This is a genomic window from Ornithinibacillus sp. 4-3, from assembly GCF_040958695.1.
GTDB lineage: Bacteria > Bacillota > Bacilli > Bacillales > Amphibacillaceae > CALAMD01.
Window position 1 is genome coordinate 688,094 of sequence record NZ_CP162599.1, and the last position, 16,255, is coordinate 704,348.

The 16,255-nt window shown below is 34.6% G+C and carries 12 protein-coding genes and 1 pseudogene; 8 read left to right on the plus strand and 5 right to left on the minus strand.

The features are described from left to right. Positions 1 to 34: 34 nt before the first annotated feature. Positions 35 to 1,567, plus strand: coding sequence for a glutamine-hydrolyzing GMP synthase (guaA, locus tag AB4Y30_RS03460; RefSeq protein ID WP_368654109.1), 1,533 nt, complete (start codon positions 35 to 37; stop codon positions 1,565 to 1,567). Positions 1,568 to 1,711: 144 nt separating this feature from the next. On the opposite strand, the gene AB4Y30_RS03465 is transcribed toward guaA, so the two are convergent. Continuing rightward, positions 1,712 to 2,587 carry a LysR family transcriptional regulator gene (locus AB4Y30_RS03465; RefSeq protein WP_368654110.1) on the minus strand — a complete coding sequence of 292 codons (876 nt, stop codon included), beginning with the start codon at positions 2,585 to 2,587 and terminating at the stop codon, positions 1,712 to 1,714. Positions 2,588 to 2,820: 233 nt separating this feature from the next. Here AB4Y30_RS03465 and AB4Y30_RS03470 point away from each other — a divergent pair, with 233 nt between their 5' ends. The 3 genes and pseudogenes from AB4Y30_RS03470 (at position 2,821) to AB4Y30_RS03480 (ending at position 5,669) form a co-directional block, all read left to right on the plus strand. Next, positions 2,821 to 3,411, plus strand: coding sequence for an ankyrin repeat domain-containing protein (locus AB4Y30_RS03470; RefSeq protein ID WP_368655161.1), 591 nt, complete (start codon positions 2,821 to 2,823; stop codon positions 3,409 to 3,411). A gap of 440 nt (positions 3,412 to 3,851) precedes the next feature. Further along, positions 3,852 to 5,293 (plus strand): annotated as a pseudogene (locus AB4Y30_RS03475) (DHA2 family efflux MFS transporter permease subunit). A 181-nt stretch (positions 5,294 to 5,474) separates the two neighbouring features. Further along, the gene (locus AB4Y30_RS03480) at positions 5,475 to 5,669 is read left to right on the plus strand and encodes a hypothetical protein (RefSeq protein ID WP_368654111.1); all 195 of its coding nucleotides are present in this window, start codon (positions 5,475 to 5,477) and stop codon (positions 5,667 to 5,669) included. 225 nt (positions 5,670 to 5,894) lie between these two features. On the opposite strand, the gene AB4Y30_RS03485 is transcribed toward AB4Y30_RS03480, so the two are convergent. Both AB4Y30_RS03485 and AB4Y30_RS03490 read right to left on the minus strand, forming a co-directional pair. After that, positions 5,895 to 7,499, minus strand: coding sequence for an ABC transporter permease (locus tag AB4Y30_RS03485; protein ID WP_368654112.1), 1,605 nt, complete (start codon positions 7,497 to 7,499; stop codon positions 5,895 to 5,897). A gap of 1 nt (position 7,500) precedes the next feature. Continuing rightward, entirely contained in the window at positions 7,501 to 8,391 is an 891-nt protein-coding gene (locus AB4Y30_RS03490) for an ATP-binding cassette domain-containing protein (protein WP_368654113.1), read from the minus strand. 151 nt (positions 8,392 to 8,542) lie between these two features. Between AB4Y30_RS03490 and AB4Y30_RS03495 the strand changes: the two genes are divergently transcribed. Together AB4Y30_RS03495 and AB4Y30_RS03500 are read left to right on the plus strand one after the other, a co-directional pair. Further along, positions 8,543 to 9,142, plus strand: a complete 600-nt coding sequence (locus AB4Y30_RS03495) for a TetR/AcrR family transcriptional regulator (protein ID WP_368654114.1) — start codon at positions 8,543 to 8,545, stop codon at positions 9,140 to 9,142. 486 nt (positions 9,143 to 9,628) lie between these two features. Then, positions 9,629 to 10,782, plus strand: a protein-coding gene (locus tag AB4Y30_RS03500) for an IS3 family transposase (RefSeq protein WP_368654115.1) whose coding sequence is annotated in 2 segments (ribosomal slippage) — positions 9,629 to 9,881 and positions 9,881 to 10,782 — 1,155 coding nt in all. Because the reading frame shifts where the segments join, the coding sequence is not laid out codon by codon here. 78 nt (positions 10,783 to 10,860) lie between these two features. Here the strand turns inward: AB4Y30_RS03500 and AB4Y30_RS03505 are convergent. Further along, positions 10,861 to 11,094: a helix-turn-helix domain-containing protein gene (locus AB4Y30_RS03505; RefSeq protein ID WP_368654116.1), complete on the minus strand. Its 234-nt coding sequence runs from the start codon at positions 11,092 to 11,094 to the stop codon at positions 10,861 to 10,863. Between the two features lie 227 nt (positions 11,095 to 11,321). Here AB4Y30_RS03505 and AB4Y30_RS03510 point away from each other — a divergent pair, with 227 nt between their 5' ends. Beyond that, a complete protein-coding gene (locus tag AB4Y30_RS03510; protein WP_368654117.1) occupies positions 11,322 to 11,480 on the plus strand; it encodes an aspartyl-phosphate phosphatase Spo0E family protein in 159 nt (52 codons plus the stop codon). A gap of 351 nt (positions 11,481 to 11,831) precedes the next feature. After that, positions 11,832 to 12,653: a metallophosphoesterase gene (locus AB4Y30_RS03515; protein ID WP_368654118.1), complete on the plus strand. Its 822-nt coding sequence runs from the start codon at positions 11,832 to 11,834 to the stop codon at positions 12,651 to 12,653. A gap of 147 nt (positions 12,654 to 12,800) precedes the next feature. Here the strand turns inward: AB4Y30_RS03515 and AB4Y30_RS03520 are convergent, their stop codons facing one another. Then, a complete protein-coding gene (locus AB4Y30_RS03520; RefSeq protein WP_368654119.1) occupies positions 12,801 to 15,896 on the minus strand; it encodes an ATP-binding protein in 3,096 nt (1,031 codons plus the stop codon). Positions 15,897 to 16,255: the final 359 nt, after the last annotated feature.

Below are 16,255 nucleotides of genomic sequence, written 5' to 3' on the forward strand. Positions count from 1 at the left end.
GAAGCATCCTAACAGATTGACGAGGAGAGATAACATGAGTAATGATGAAAAAATTGTAATTTTGGATCTCGGTAACAAGAATAATCAATTGTTAGCAAGAAAGATCAGAGAACAGCATGTGTATAGTGAGCTGTATCCAAACACTGTAACAATTGAGGAAATCAAAGCACTAGATCCTAAAGGAATTATTTTAATGGGAACAGATGAAGATATTCAAGCTGAAGACAGCGCAATGGTGGCTGAAGAAGTATTTGAATTAGGTGTTCCTGTCTTAGCTATTGGCTCTGGTATGCTGCAAATGGCCCTTCATTTTGGAGGAAAAGTAGTTGCAAGTGAACAAGCAGCTGGAGTAGGTAATATAGAAGTACAAAGTAATTCTGTTTTATTTGATGGTATCCCTCAAAATCAGTCTGTTTTCTTAAATCAAGGAAATCAAGCTGTTGAATCACCAGCAGCTTTTCAAGTAGATGCAATAAACGGAACAGGACAAGCAATAGCAATCAGCAATACAGCAAAACAAATGTTTGGAATTCAATTCCAGTTAGAAGAAGAAGCAACAGAACACGGCATTGCTATTTTGAAACAATTCCTATTTACGGTTTGTCAATGTAGCGGAGGCTGGACGATGGACCGTATTATTGAAGAACAAGTGCAGAAAATTCGCGACCAAGTCGGAGATCAAAAAGTAATCTGTGCTCTAAGCGGAGGCGTAGACTCTTCCGTTGTTGCTGTCTTAATTCATAAAGCAATAGGTGATCAACTAACATGTATCTTCGTTGATCATGGATTATTACGTAAAAACGAAGCAAATGAAGTTATGCACGTATTTACAGAAGACTTCAAAATGAATGTTATTAAAGTAGATGCACAAGAACGCTTCTTATCAAAACTAAAAGGTGAAGATGATCCAGAGAAAAAACGTAAAATCATTGGTAATGAATTCATCTACGTATTTGATGATGAAGCAGCGAAATTAAAAGACACTAAATTCCTAGCACAAGGCACCATTTATAGTGATATTGTTGAGAGTGGTGGAAAAGCAGGGAAGCTTGTTAAATCACACCATAATGTTGGTGGCTTACCAGAAGATATGGAATTCGAATTAATCGAACCATTAAGCCTATTATTTAAAGATGAAGTTCGTGAACTAGGAACAGCATTAGGAATTCCAGATTATATTATTTGGAGACAACCATTCCCTGGACCAGGACTAGGAGTTCGTGTATTAGGTGAAATTACCGAAGAAAAATTACACATTGTAAGAGAAGCAGATGCTGTAGTACGCGAAGAAATTGCAGCAGCAGGCCTCGACCGTGATATCTGGCAATATTTCGCAGTACTTCCTAATATCCGAAGCGTAGGAGTTAAAGGAAATGCTCGCTCATACGATTACACAGTAGGAGTTCGTGCAATCCATTCTGTTGACGCAATGACAGCAGAATTCGCAGAAATCCCTTGGAAAGTATTAAGTAAAATCTCTAGCCGTATCGTAACAGAAGTCGATCATGTGAATCGGGTAGTGTACGATATTACTGGGAAGCCTCCAGCGACTATAGAGTGGGAGTGACTTAGAAAATAGCCTAGAACTCTTTATTCATAAGGGTTCTAGGCTATTTATTATTACGCAATTTTTTGCGACAATATTAACAATACCAGAGGCTAAAAAGTTAGACTATCATTCTCAATAACATTAAATAATAATTGCTCTTATTTATATCTTTTGAATCATCTCTATAAAGTTTTGAGCGGCTTTGGATAAACTATGGTTTTTAAGCCATATTAAACCGACTGACCCTGTTAATTCAGTTGTTTTTGATATTCGATAAGCGTTGATAGGATATCCTCTATATCTGTGTAATAAAGTTTCTGGGACAATAGCGGTAGCAAAATTATTTGTGACTAAATCCATTAAAAGACTAATATCAGAACATTCTCCAACAATATTAGGCTGGAGTTTAAAACGAGAAAATGCTTCTGTAATTAAATAATGTACACCTAGACCTTCTGTACTTGGAAAAAGAAGTGGGTAATGATGAATTTCTGCAAGTGATACTTCTTGATCAAATAATGTATGCTCCTTAGATGTAATGAAATAAAAAGATTCGTTACAGAGATGGAGTACAGAAAAATCATCTAATTTGAGTGGCAAACGAATAATTGCTAATTCCACAATCCGCTCTCTAACTAGTTGACAAAGATAGGAGGATTCATTTTGTTGGATTTTATATGTAATCTTCGGGTATTGTTTTTGAAATTCTGCTAGAACATGAGGCAAGTCTTTAAATGAAAAAGTATTGACCCCAATTGTGAGCCATCCATTTACTCCTTTCTCAACCTCCTTTACCTCTGCTTTCGTTTTTTCCATCAATTGAGTGAGTTGTAAAGCATTTATATATAGTGTTTTCCCAGCTTCTGTCAATTCTAAAAATTTACCATCTCGCTCAACTAATTTTGAACCGAGTTCTTCTTCCAAGGCTTTTAATTGCTGGCTTAGAGGAGGCTGAGTCATATGGAGCCTTTTGGCAGCAGCGGAAATTTTCCTTTCTTCTACAATCGCAATAAAATAACGAAGCTGTCTAATATCCATCGTTACATTCTCCTTATTTTATATATGAAAAAAATTAACAAAACTGATTTTATTAATATTTTTCATATGATTCTTCTCATGATAACATATTTATATGGGAGGAGCAGAGTATTATGAGATTAAATGCAATATTAATAAGCTTATTTGTCGTTATTATGCTTACTGCATGTAGTACGACTCCCGAATCTAAGGGAAATTCACCTATACAATCAGAAAGAAAAGAGGAAACAAAATTGGATCAACAATTAATTTTTGCAGCTACAGAAGGGGATATAGATAGCGTTTTAGAATTATTAGAAGCCGGAGCAGATATCAATACGAAGGATAATCAAGGGGTTACAGCGGTAATGGCAGCAACACATAATAACAATGTAAAGACAGTTAAGATACTTATTGAACAAGGAGCCGATATAGATATTCGCAATAATAATCAGGATAATGTGCTTTTATATGCTGGGGCAGAAGGGTTATTAGATATTCTTAAACTTGCTATAGAAGCTGGGGCAGATACAACTTTAACAAATCGTTATGGTGGAACTGCACTCATTCCTGCTTCAGAACGTGGACATGTTGAGGTTGTAAAGGAGCTTTTAATTAACTCTGACACAGATGTGGATCATCTTAATAATTTGCATTGGACTGCATTATTGGAAGCAATTATTTTGGGTGATGGCGGAGAGAATTATCAACAGATTGTACAATTATTAGTTAATCATGGTGCAGATATAAATATTAGTGATGGAGATGGAGTTACTCCATTAGAACATGCAAAGCGACGAGGATTTGAAGAAATTGAGCGTATTTTAAAAGAAGCCGGAGCATAAGTATAAGATTTTAAATGAATGAAGAGTGACCATTACATCAAAACACGTAGAAATGTATAGAAGCACCTAGCATTGGAAGCAGTTTTTAACCTTTGTTCAGTGAAGAGATTCTATACTTCATACTAGAAATTGATAAGCATGCTTGTTTTTCCATCTTTTTAAGTAGATGCGCAAGTTTTTTCTGAACGAAGGTAAAACTTTCGGCGAATGTCACAGAATTATTAAGCATCTTTTTCGAGGTGAAGTTGAAAAAACGAACATAATTTATAATTGATTAATTTTTTGAGTGAAACTTGATTTCAAATAGTCGGAATTATCACTCTAATAAGAACCTGTGTTTAACAGGATAATGAAATTTATTCCAACTCAAATAAACTTAGCTTGGTAAAATACTAACAAATATTGCTCTCAACAATTAAAGGAGTTGGAGATGAATTATAATGTCTAACAATCAAAGCCAAGTGAAAATTGTACCATTAATGATATCCTTACTCATTTGTGGATTTATGGGGATGTTTAGTCAAACAGCTCTTAATATTGCCCTGCATCATTTAATGATAGAATTTGAGGTTTCTGCTGCTACTGTACAGTGGCTGACAACTAGTTATCTACTTGTATTAGGTACTCTGATTCCTATTTCAGGTTTATTGATAAAACGTTTTAAAACAAGGAAAATTTTTACTATTGCTATACTTTTTTCCGTTACTGGTTTAGTGCTTGCGGCCAATTCTCCCAATTTTTATGTACTTTTACTTGGTCGAATTATTCAAGCATGTGGTACAGGTTTAGCTACACCGCTTTTATTTAATACTCTTTTAGTTATTTTTCCACCACATAGACGTGGGGTTGCGATGGGTATGGTTAGCTTAGTGATGATGTTTGCTCCTGCAACTGGTCCAGCCATTTCGGGATTTATTGTCGAATATTTAAACTGGCATTGGGTATTTTGGATACCTATTCCATTTTTATTACTGTCATTATGTTTAGGGTTAGTTTACATAATTGATCTTTCTGTTGAAAAGAAACCAGCTATTGATTTTATTTCCATTATGTTATCAACTCTAGGATTTAGTGGTCTTGTAATGGGATTCAGTTTAGCGGGAGAAGAACAATTCGGATGGTCTAGTTTGCCAGTTTTCTTCTCACTACTCATAGGAGTAATTTCCATAATATTGTTTGGTAGACGTCAATTAAAACTGGAAGAACCAATTCTTAACATTCGCATTTTTAAGCATCCGATGTTTATGATGGGCATAGGCTTAACGGTTTTGAGTAACTTTATCATCTTCTCAAGTAATTTATTACTCCCTATGTATATCCAAGGTGGATTAAGTTTGTCGTCTCTGATGCAGGATTACTATTGCTGCCTGGCGGAATTATTAATGGAATTATGGCGCTTGTAACGGGATATTTATTTGATAGATTTGGTCCTAGATGGGTCGTAATACCGGGTTTTGCTTTTGGTACTATTTCAGTAATAGTATTTTCGCAAATATCTACAACTACTTATGGGTTAACGATAATCATTTTTTATACTTTGTTAATGGTAGGGATGTCCATGATTACCACACCATCACAAACCAATGGATTAAATCAATTAGAACAAAGTAATTACCCTGATGGGACAGCAATTATAAATACTACTATTCAAACCTCTGGTGCAATTGGAACAGCAATTGCTGTAAGTATACTGAATAGAAGCCAAAATACTTTTTTATCTCAAGTGAATAACTCTAGTAATGCTGAGGTAGAGTCTCTAGTTTATGGGATTCAGCATGCTTATACTTTTGCTGTCGTCGTAGCTATCATAGGCCTGATATGCTCTTTATTTATTAAGCGTGTGCTTACTACTGGATTGACACTAAATAAAATTTCTAGATAGTTCATAGTAGAATATTTTAAGTTCTTAAAGAAGTTTATAAAAGGAGAGAGATTCTTTTGACATTATTATTAAAAAATGTGCGTTTAGAAACAGGATATTTATATGATCAATTGTTTATCATAGCTACAGAAACAAAATACTTTGATATCTTGATTTAGCTTTGAATCCTAAGCAGGCTCAAATGGTTTTATCATTTAGTGCCTCAGCTCTTTATATTGGAATTGGATTAGGAGCATTTGTGGGGGGAGGCGTTATAAGTATAAGTTCAGTAAATGATGTGGGAATAGGAAGCAGTATATTAGTTTTGATTGCATTAGTATTATTTACTTTTGTTAATAGAGCAGCTAATAAGAAAGTAAAATATATAATGAAATAAGAGCCAGTTATAAATGCTTCACCCTTATTTTAAGGAAATATACTATAACTTAATTTGAAATGGAAATGTCTATTGAACAGCATTTGTTCTAAACTAAATTAGATAAAATAGATTAAAACATAATGTAGTCTTCTACCCAAATCCCCTACCAATTCATTCCTGGTAGGGGTTTGGTGTGCGGATGCTAAAATAGCAACAATAGCGTAAAAGAATCAGATTGTAAAATCAAGGTTTTGTCATCACATCACGTCTCAGATAAGCAAGCATACCAAAATAGATGCAAACAACAGCAAATAGTAAATTAATACTCAGTGCTACAATAGATAAATTCTCTACTTGAATCGTATAATGTGAAAATGCGAAAGGAGATAACTGCATGATTTCCCAGCCAACAAGACCACTTTCCCAAGCGACTTCCAATAAACCAAAAAGTCCCCATAGTCCCCAGCTAAGAGCAGTTATTTTTGGAAAGAAACCATATAACAAGCTAAATACTCCGATAAGTGTCCATACTGCTGGGATTTTAGAAATTCCCATCATCAAAATTTGCCAAAATTCATTTCCCCAACTACCTGCAACAGAGCTATAAATAATGCCCCCAATGACTCCCATTAGAATAAGCAGAATTGCTGAGCCACCTAATGCGATAAAGATAAAGCTAAACATATACGATTTTCTATTTACTTTTTTATCTAAGATAATTTCGTTACGTCCATCTAGCTCTTCTTTCTTCAATCCGTTCAATGCAAGCAAAGCATATAGCCCGATAAACAGTGCCATAATATAAATACCAATGCTGACAAACAGCAATCCGATTGGTATGCCTTCCATCCAATTATCTCCTCCAATTTCCGCAAATAGGGAGCTGATTTGTCCTGAAATGGTAGGAGAAATAGCTACAAAAGCTCCTATATGAAGCGTGACAGCTACGATCCATCCTACAAACATTCCCTTATGAACCCTCCAAGATAATGTAAGAGGGTTTTTAAAAGAAGGAGCGGCCTCTGCAGGACCAGCTTGTACTCCGAAAATAGCACCACCATTGTCTCTTTTAGTAGAAAGAAAGTAAGCGAGAATAATAGGGAGTAGTGCAATCACAAACAAGGGAATTAAACCAAAAGCGTTTTCATCTGCAAAAGGAGAAGTAATCCGAGTCCAAGAGATAGGGGAAAACCATTTTAGAAAAAGATTGCTTCCACCAAAGTTATTCAAAATATTGATGACTAAGCTTAATCCCAAAATAGTGATTCCTATATTCCGTGCAGCAGAGCTATTATTTCTTAGTTGGCAGGCTAATAATCCAATCCCTGTATAAAATACGCCTGCAAAGAATAATGTAACACCAAAAATGATAATCTGTTTAATGGAAGCTCCAAGGACCAGCATGGTAATACTCATGAAAACATTGGATAAAAAAACACCTAAAGTTACCACACAAGTTATCGCAGTTAAACTGGCATATCTGCCAAGTACCAAAGAATTAATAAGTTCAGTCCGTCCATTCTCCTCATCGGTTCTCGTGTGTCGAATAACTGTAAGAATTACGCTAACACCTAGCAATAAAGTAATGGGATTTATAGCTCTCCACAATGTGGCTCCAACAATATCCATAGACATAATTGGTCCATGTACCGCAGATACTAAACTATCTTGATTTAATTCGGTGATTACAGAAGTTATTTCTAGATTGCTAGTCAGTGAGAGAAAAGAAAAAGCATGTCCAATTAACATAAATAACGGTAACAATATCCAAATAGGAAGGAGAAAACGATCCCTTCTAAGATATAAAGAAATTAATGTTTTTGTTCCAGCGAAGCTTTTGTTAATCAACTTAAATTTCCTCCTTCACATCATAATGACGCATAAATAAATCTTCTAAGCTAGGCGGTTCAGCAGTGAAAGATTGAATATTAACAGAGGACAACTTTTTCATAACATGATTAATAGCAGAACCATCAATGGAAAAACGATACTGGTTATTGTTATAAGAAATATCATAAACACCTTCTATTTGGTCTAAATCCGGAATGATATCTTGTGTAGCTATACTGATAGTTGTTCTAGTGAGATGTCTTAATTCTTGAAGTGTTCCAGTTTCGACAATTGTTCCTTGTCTAATAATACTTACTCTGTCACAAAGAGCCTCCACTTCGGATAGGATATGGCTAGAAAGGAGAACGGTTTTTCCTTCAGATTTTATTTCAGCTACACATTCTTGAAAAGTAGCTTCCATCAATGGATCTAATCCAGAAGTTGGCTCATCAAATAAGTACAGGTCTACATCACATGAAAGAGCGGCAATCAAAGCAACCTTCTGCCGATTCCCTTTAGAATAAGTAGATGATTTTTTCTGCAAATCAAGCTGAAACTTCTTAATCAACTCGTTTCTCTTTTCTAAATTTTGCTTCCCTTGTAAACGTCCTAGAAAATCAATGATTTCTCCACCTGTTAGATCTGGCCATAAGCTTACATCTCCGGGCACATATACAAGATTTGCATGCAGAGTGACAGCATCTTTCCACGGATCTCCTCCTAATAAAGAGACAGTTCCAGAACTCTTCCGCAATAAACCTAATAGTATTCGAATAGTGGTTGATTTTCCAGCTCCATTCGGACCAATAAATCCATGAACTTCACCTTTTTTGACAGTGAGATTCACTTCTTTTAACGCCTTAAATGAACCAAATGATTTTGTTAAGTTGCGAGTTTCTATAATATTCATTTGAAAACCCCTCGTTATATGTTTTGTAGTGAATAAGTTTATATTATACAAAACATTAGATTAGCCTTCCTTTTTTGTCAATTGTTTTATATAATTTTTATTTAATCACTCTAAAATATTATTTATGATGATAAGCATGGAGGTAAATGGAATGAATGGATATGAGCAAAGAACAATAAGTAAGCAAACAAAAATCAAAAAAGCTGCGTGCAAGCTTTTTAATGCATACGGAATTGAGAAGACTAGTGTTAGTGAAATAGCTAAAGAAGCACAAGTTTCACCAGCTAGTATATATAATTACTTTAAAACCAAAGATGGCTTAATCAAAGAAGTGGCAAGCGATTTAATAGAAGATGCTTTAAGAGAAAAAGAGTTATTGTGGGAGAGTGATTTACCATTTAATGAGTTACTTGAAAAAGCGATGAAAAATCAGAATTTATTCTTGAATCCTGCTAACTTAAATTTATTAGAAAAATTTATTAAGGAAAGCGACGATGTGAATACCCTCGTAAAGAAAGTCTTTCATGAACGCTACCCTGCTTTATTAGAAACTTTTTTGGAAAAGGGGAGAAGAGAAGGGTATATCCATCGAAAAATATCTACGGAAGCAATGATGGTTTATCTTAAAATGTGTCAAAATATTATCAGTAATTCAGATGTGGTAAAAGCGAATAATCAAGCAGTGCTTAGTGAGCTTTATGAGTTGCTATTATATGGATTAATCGGTCAACCCCATGAAACTAAAAAATAGAAGTAAAAGAAAAAAGAGCTGAATCCCTTAAACAATAAAGGTTTTAGCTCTTTTTTCTATGATCATTGCATTTTTAATTTTAAATCTTGAGACAGCCCTTATTGTAACTAGTTTAGTAGTTTGTTTCGGTTCCTAATTAATATAAAAAACTTTTTATATCTTTATCCACTACTAATTCTAATGTTTTTGTACCAAATTGTATATTATCTTATTTAAGACTAATCTATATTTTGCAAAATTTTACATACAGGTTTTTGATGCTTAAGAATGGGGTAAAGATACACCGCGATATTGTTGAATAAAAGTTGATTTTAGCTAAAAAACCACCACCTATTCATCTTTTAAAAAGAATAAGTGGTGGTTTTAACAATGGTTTAGTATATCAATAAATATATTACCTAAGGAAGGTGTCAGTATGATGCTAGTATAGTTTCATGGACACAACTTAGTTAAGTCTTTAAAATTATTACTAGGGGGTTGTGTCCAATGGCAAATCACAAACATGGTAAACGTTACAATGATGATTTTAGGAAGATGGTTGTTGATTTATATCGTTCAGGTCAATCAGTTAGGGAATTAAGCAGTGAATATGGCGTTTCAGAAGTAACTATTTATGCATGGATAAAAAAATTCAATCCAGTAGAGCTAGAAGATGGATCATCCGTAACACCAGATGATTACGCAAAGATGCAAAAAGAAATGCTTAAGTTACAACAGGAGAACGAAATATTAAAAAAAGCTATGGCCATATTCGCAAAAAAGTAACCGACAACGATATTACGGATTTCATCGAGCAAGAAAGAGAATATTACCCTGTTCATACATTGTGTGAAGTGCTTGGTGTTCCTAGGAGCACGTACTATCAATCATTAACGTTTTCTATCTCAAAACAAGAACAGGAAAATCGACAACTAACAAAAGAAATCATCCGAATTTTTAACGACAGTAAACAACGTTATGGTGCACCAAAAATCCACCATTTATTAGAGTTGGCCGGATATCATGTAAGTTTAAAACGTGTGCAACGCCTGATGAAAAAGGCAAATATCAGGTCCATCACAACGAAGAAATTCCGTCCGACACCGAGTAAAGAAAAGATAATAGAACGTGAGAATATTTTAGAGCGTGATTTTGAGACGAAAACAATCAATGAAAAATGGGTTGGAGATATTACTTATATCCACACGTTAAAGCAGGGTTGGTGCTATCTGGCAACTGTTTTGGATTTGCATTCAAGAAAGATTGTTGGCCATTCTTTTGGACGCACAATGACAACGGAATTAATAAGCACCGCATTACGAAATGCATATGAAACCCAACAACCCTGTGAAGAACTTATCTTTCATTCAGACCTTGGTAGTCAATATACAAGCGATGAATTCGCATTTTTGATCACCGAATTTAACATAATGCATTCTTTTAGCTATAAAGGTAGCCCTTATGACAATGCTTGCATTGAATCGTTCCATGCCATTTTAAAAAAGGAAGAAGTCAATCATGTTCAGTATCTAGATGAATATTCAGCGAAAATAGCGTTATTTCAGTACATTGAAGGTTGGTATAATCGCAAAAGAATTCATGGGAGTATAAATTATATGACACCACAAGAGGTAGAAAATATCTGCCGAAATATCAGCTGAAAATATCATTAAAAACTTAAGCTATTTGTGTCCAAGATATTGACATAGGTCCAGTATTAAGGATGAGTCATGGAATAATTACTTTATGTCTTTGACTTCATCTTCTTCAACAATAGAAAGAATTTCATTCATATCTTCAATCTCAAATGCTTGTACAATTTTTTCTAGGTGTTCAAACTGGATGCGTTGTCTTTTTCCATTTGCTAATTCACTTAATGCAGCTAGGCGAATACCTGTTTTAATATGTAGCTGAGTAAGAGATATATTTCGATTATGCAATAGTTGATTAATTTGTAATTTTACTTTTTTCATTTAAGTAGCACCTCATACGTTGACTTTACGATTAAGCGTACATTACAATGAGATGAATTAATTACGCATAAGCGTATAAGTGAATGTTAAAAAATGAAGAAATAAAAATGATTAATATTGTTGATGTAACCTTCTAGAAACCATTGTAATAGTGGTTATATCGGCTTGTGTTAAGTATTTATAGAATGACTGGTGCATTTCAGAAACTAAAGAACAGGAGAAAAGAATTGAAACCGAGAAAGGAATTATATCGTGAAATTAAATCTTTAAAAATTAGTCTGGTTCAGATCAGTAAGGAAAAGGGAATGAATCATCCTCATACTATTCAAGCTAGCCAAAAATTAGATAGGTTAATTAATGAATATATGAACCTAACACAAAAATAATAATACACATAAAAGAGTTTACAAGAAATCAATGAGCAATAGGTGCGTCCTGTTGCTCGTTTTTTTTTCGGAAGTAGATAAGTGAAAATTTTAAAATGGGTTAGATTAAATTAATGCTCGACTATCTAAAAGGAAAAGTCGAACATAAAAGAGCTAATTAGATAGAAAATCAAATGAATTTTTTGGGTTTTGAATAAGAGGTTGATACAATCGTTTCATGTAATATCAAATATCATAAAAACTTATAAGACAACATACCTTTAATCAAGAATTTCCGTATATGAATGTATCCTATGGGACTATAACAGAGTATGTATAGGAAAAAAATTTATTCATAAGGGGAGAGTTTAAATGGCAATAATATATGCTGTTAGCGATATCCACGGAGATTATGAAGCTATGCTTGACACGCTAAGTCTAGTTGATTTAGATTCTGATAGAAATCATAAACTAATTTTTCTTGGTGATTATTTAGACAGAGGAAAAGATAGCTGTCGGGTACTTTACCATATAAAAAAATTAGAAGAACAATATCCTAAACAGGTCATTAGTTTACTAGGGAATCACGAACAAATGTTTATGGAATGGTTCACTTTAAAGGATAGATTACAATGGCTTGCACAAGAAGCAAACTTTATTACTGTCAAAAGCTTTTTTTCTAGTGAACAGCTTAATGAAATACTTTTAAATATAGAAAGAAAAAAAGAATCCTATTCGGAAATTAGTCAATATATGGTGAAGGAAATAAGAAAATCTCATTCAGAGCTTTTAGATTGGCTTGCTAACAAAGAAAAAGAACCATTATTTTATGAAACAGATAATCAAATATATGTGCATGCGGGCATTTGTGAAACAGATGAATCTTTATGGAAGCATGCAACAGATCCTTATGACTTTACATGGAAATATCCACCTGAAACGGGCGTGTTTTATAAAGATATTATTGCAGGCCATACTTCAACAGTGGTTGTGTCGAATGATAACAATTATCTAGGAAAAGTATATTGGGATAAGGAGAGTCATTTCTTTATTGATGGGGAAACAACAAAAAGTAACATAGTGCCTTTATTAAAGTTTGATACTTGTACAGGGATATATTCTAGTTACGAGAAACAAATGGACGGTTCGTGGTCAGAATATCAAATAACTAAGAAGGTACCTTATAATCTATAGAAGAAAAGTCATATATTCTATTGTACTTAATAACATTCATCAACAAAACAATACAAAATATTGATGCGAAGCCCTAAAGTAGACCAAAATCTAATCCTAGGGGTTCGCATCATGTAAAACATAATCTATTCAATTTCTACTTCTTTCCTACCGTATCTTGTCAGGAATAATGAAAGACACCGTTGTTCCTTCGCCTAGCTTACTTTGAATGTGCAATCCTTGTCCATACATTCGTATCAAACGGCTATGTGTATTAAACAGACCAATCCCTCGTTGTTCTTTATTTTCTGGGCTCAGTAACACTTTAATCTGTTCATCATCCATACCACTTCCAGTATCTATGATAGCAAAATGAACTGCATCTGCTCGCTTCTCAATTCGAATACGTAACGTTCCACCTTTTAACTGATTTAAAACACCATGTCGAACGGCATTCTCCACTAACGGTTGAACAATAAGTGGAGGGACGAGAATTTCAGTATCTGTATTTACCTCCCATTCTACTTGCAATCGTTCTCCAAAACGCTGTTGTTGGATATACAGGTAGTTCTGTACCAGTTCAAGTTCTCGCGACAACGGTACTAGCTTGCTTGCAGTTAAAAATTCAAAACTGATTCGCAAATACGATGCGAATACCTCTGCAAGATTCCTCATCTTTTTCACATCAGTATAACTTAAAGACAGAATTGAATTCAACGTATTAAAGAGAAAATGCGGTTGAATTTGCGCTTGTAAATAAGCTGCCTCCATACTTAAACGATCATTAACCGCTCGTTTCAATGATGAAAGTGACCAAGCACGATATTTTAATTCCAAAGCATCAGTAGGCTTAGTGACATAATCGTTCGCTCCAGCAAGAAAACCTGCATAAATATCTTCTGGTTCATCACGAGCAGTGAGCAGAATAATAGGTAGCTCAAACATCGAGAATCGCTTGCGAATCATTCGTGTCAGTTCGTATCCCGATGTGTCTGGCATCATTACATCGGCAATGATGAGATCCCATTGCTCATCAGATAATTTATCCATCGCTTCATTTGCGGAATTCACTGTTTCTATCTGGTAATCTTCACTTGATAAAATATGAGTAATTACCTTTAAATTAACTGAATCATCATCAACTACTAGCACGCGGAAACGCTCTATGCTTGTGTGAGGCATTTGAATTTGAAGCGTTTCTTTAATGTCATAACTAGCTGCTGCTATTTCTCCTGTGATTTGCGCTCGTACATCTGCCAACGAATGTTCGATTTTCTCCATATTAACAGGAATGGATGACTGTAGACTCTCATCAAAAATGGGCAATTTAAAGCTAAATACACTTCCTTTATCCAATTGTGACTGGACAATTAACTCACTGCCATGCAATTCAATTAGTTCTTTGCAAATGTTGAGCCCAAGTCCAATACCACCTTCGCCAAAGGTCCCTTGCTCATATCTCATAAATGCACGTTTTTGTGTTGCTTCATCCATACCTATACCTGTATCTTTTACTTTTATCCATACATGCTCTTGATCTTGTTCAGCTGTAAGCTCAACGATTCCTTCTTTCGTGTACTTTAATGCGTTATGCACTAAATTAATGAGAATTTGTACTAACCGCTTTTCATCCGCATGAACATGTGGCAAATCATCCTCTATGTTCATTCGTAGTTCCACTTTTGTACCGTCAGTCAAAAATTGCAACATATCCAGTACACCTGTGGCAACGGACTGAACGTCGACTTCCATCATACGCATTGCAATCCGTTTATCCTGTAATCTTACGACATCCAACAAGTCGTTAATCATAGAGGACATCTGACGGCTAATTTTAATAAGTAGATCCATGTCTCGTTGACTTTGGTTATCCAGTACATGCTTCTTTTTTGTTAGCACACTCTGGGCAATGTTTATAATGCCGTGAAGCGGTGTGCGCAATTCATGAGATGTATTAGCAAGAAAGCGATCCTTTAACCTGTTCGCCTCTGTCAATTGTGTATTGAGTAATGAAACTTTATTTGAATTATGAAAATACCTTTTAAACCAATAAGCAGAGAAACATGTAATCGCAGCAATCAAATCTATCGGATAAAACATAAATTGCGCCGTTCCAGCGTAGTACACGTAACCCCAAAGAACATTACTAAATACAGAAATGACTGCAAATAATAAAAATATTGCACCTTCAGCTTTGTTGAGCACCATCTTCATAAAATAATAGCCTGTCCAAAGTAATGAAGTGTAATAAAAAAGTCTGTAGTAATCTTTTTCAATCGAATAGAGGACGATTTCTTCTGGTCCAGCTAAAATAAAAAGAGTGAAAGTAATCAGCAAGAAGAAATAACTATAAAATATTTTGCTATTATGACGAATTCCAATGAACACTCTTGCCATCAATAAGGCACAAAAGGCAAACCAGATGGATGCAAAAGCCTTCAATTTCACTAACCATTCAAATTCGATAGGAATTAACATGTATAAAAAACCATTGTAATTAAAGGCAATCGTCATGGCTCCTGTAACCATCATGAATAAAAAGATAATAAACTCTTTTTTTCGTACATCCATTAAGTAAATGATTAATGCATACAATGCATGAAGTAGAAAAATGACACAAACGATGAGCTGAAAACCAATAGAACTCAAGTACTTTTGATTGACATTGTCATGTGTACCAAACTGCACTGACTTGATGAGACCACCTTGAAGTGGCGACTGATAATTTGCTACCCGAACGAATAGATCCAGTTCAGTTTGTCCTTTAGAATCATAAGTTACTAAAAATGGCCTCGTTTCGGAAACTTGTCCACTTTTCTCTTCAGCAAGTTTACCGAGTCGAGCGATTGTTTCTCCATTAAATTCTACTTCAGAAGCAGTATAGATTGATTGAAACCAAATACCAAGCGACTCTGATAATGGACGGTCGAGTAAAATACGCAAATGGTAGGTCCCATATCCATATGCCCCGCTATCTGCAGTCCAGTTAGCTGGAACCTGCAACATTTGCCCTTGCGAAGCTTCGTTCACATTGGATGCATCTACCCATTGTTCAGGATAAAACAACCACTCTCCATTCATAGGAAAGGTATTTAAATCTTCAAGCTCGATACCTCGTAAATCCAATACACCTTCTTTTACAGTTGGCGAATTTGGAGATGAGAGCTGCTGATACCAAATCCAACGCAGTGCAACGAGAAAAATGATAAATAATAATATGTAAAAAATATAGCTAAGTTTTATTTTTTTCGTTGAAGTTGTCATAAGCACCCTCATTCCATCTGTCGATTGTCTTGATTATTAGAACGTGTACAAAAATATGATTTTTCAGATGAATAGTATACCTATATGATACAACAAACTACATTCAAATTTCTCTAAGTCTGTTTGCTTTTTAAACATTTTTTATGACATCCATAAGAGATTTTAACTTGATTCTACCAATGTTTATCCTCTTACCAAGACGATTGAATTCATCTCTTTACTTATAGATTAATAATATGGTGGGAGATGTTCTCTTTATAATTCAACAAGTTTTGTAGATACTATCTCCACATCCATATAGAAATAAGTAGCCTAGGATTAAAGATTAGTTTTCATCTTTTGCCCTAGACTGCTTACTT

Excerpts from the sequence above, each read along its gene's own strand:
- guaA (WP_368654109.1), top strand. The coding sequence starts at position 35 with ATGAGTAATGATGAAAAAATTGTAATTTTGGATCTCGGTAACAAGAAT.
- AB4Y30_RS03465 (WP_368654110.1), bottom strand. The coding sequence starts at position 2,587 with ATGGATATTAGACAGCTTCGTTATTTTATTGCGATTGTAGAAGAAAGG.
- AB4Y30_RS03480 (WP_368654111.1), top strand. The coding sequence starts at position 5,475 with ATGGTTTTATCATTTAGTGCCTCAGCTCTTTATATTGGAATTGGATTA.
- AB4Y30_RS03490 (WP_368654113.1), bottom strand. The coding sequence starts at position 8,391 with ATGAATATTATAGAAACTCGCAACTTAACAAAATCATTTGGTTCATTT.
- AB4Y30_RS03495 (WP_368654114.1), top strand. The coding sequence starts at position 8,543 with ATGAATGGATATGAGCAAAGAACAATAAGTAAGCAAACAAAAATCAAA.
- AB4Y30_RS03505 (WP_368654116.1), bottom strand. The coding sequence starts at position 11,094 with ATGAAAAAAGTAAAATTACAAATTAATCAACTATTGCATAATCGAAAT.
- AB4Y30_RS03515 (WP_368654118.1), top strand. The coding sequence starts at position 11,832 with ATGGCAATAATATATGCTGTTAGCGATATCCACGGAGATTATGAAGCT.
- AB4Y30_RS03520 (WP_368654119.1), bottom strand. The coding sequence starts at position 15,896 with ATGACAACTTCAACGAAAAAAATAAAACTTAGCTATATTTTTTACATA.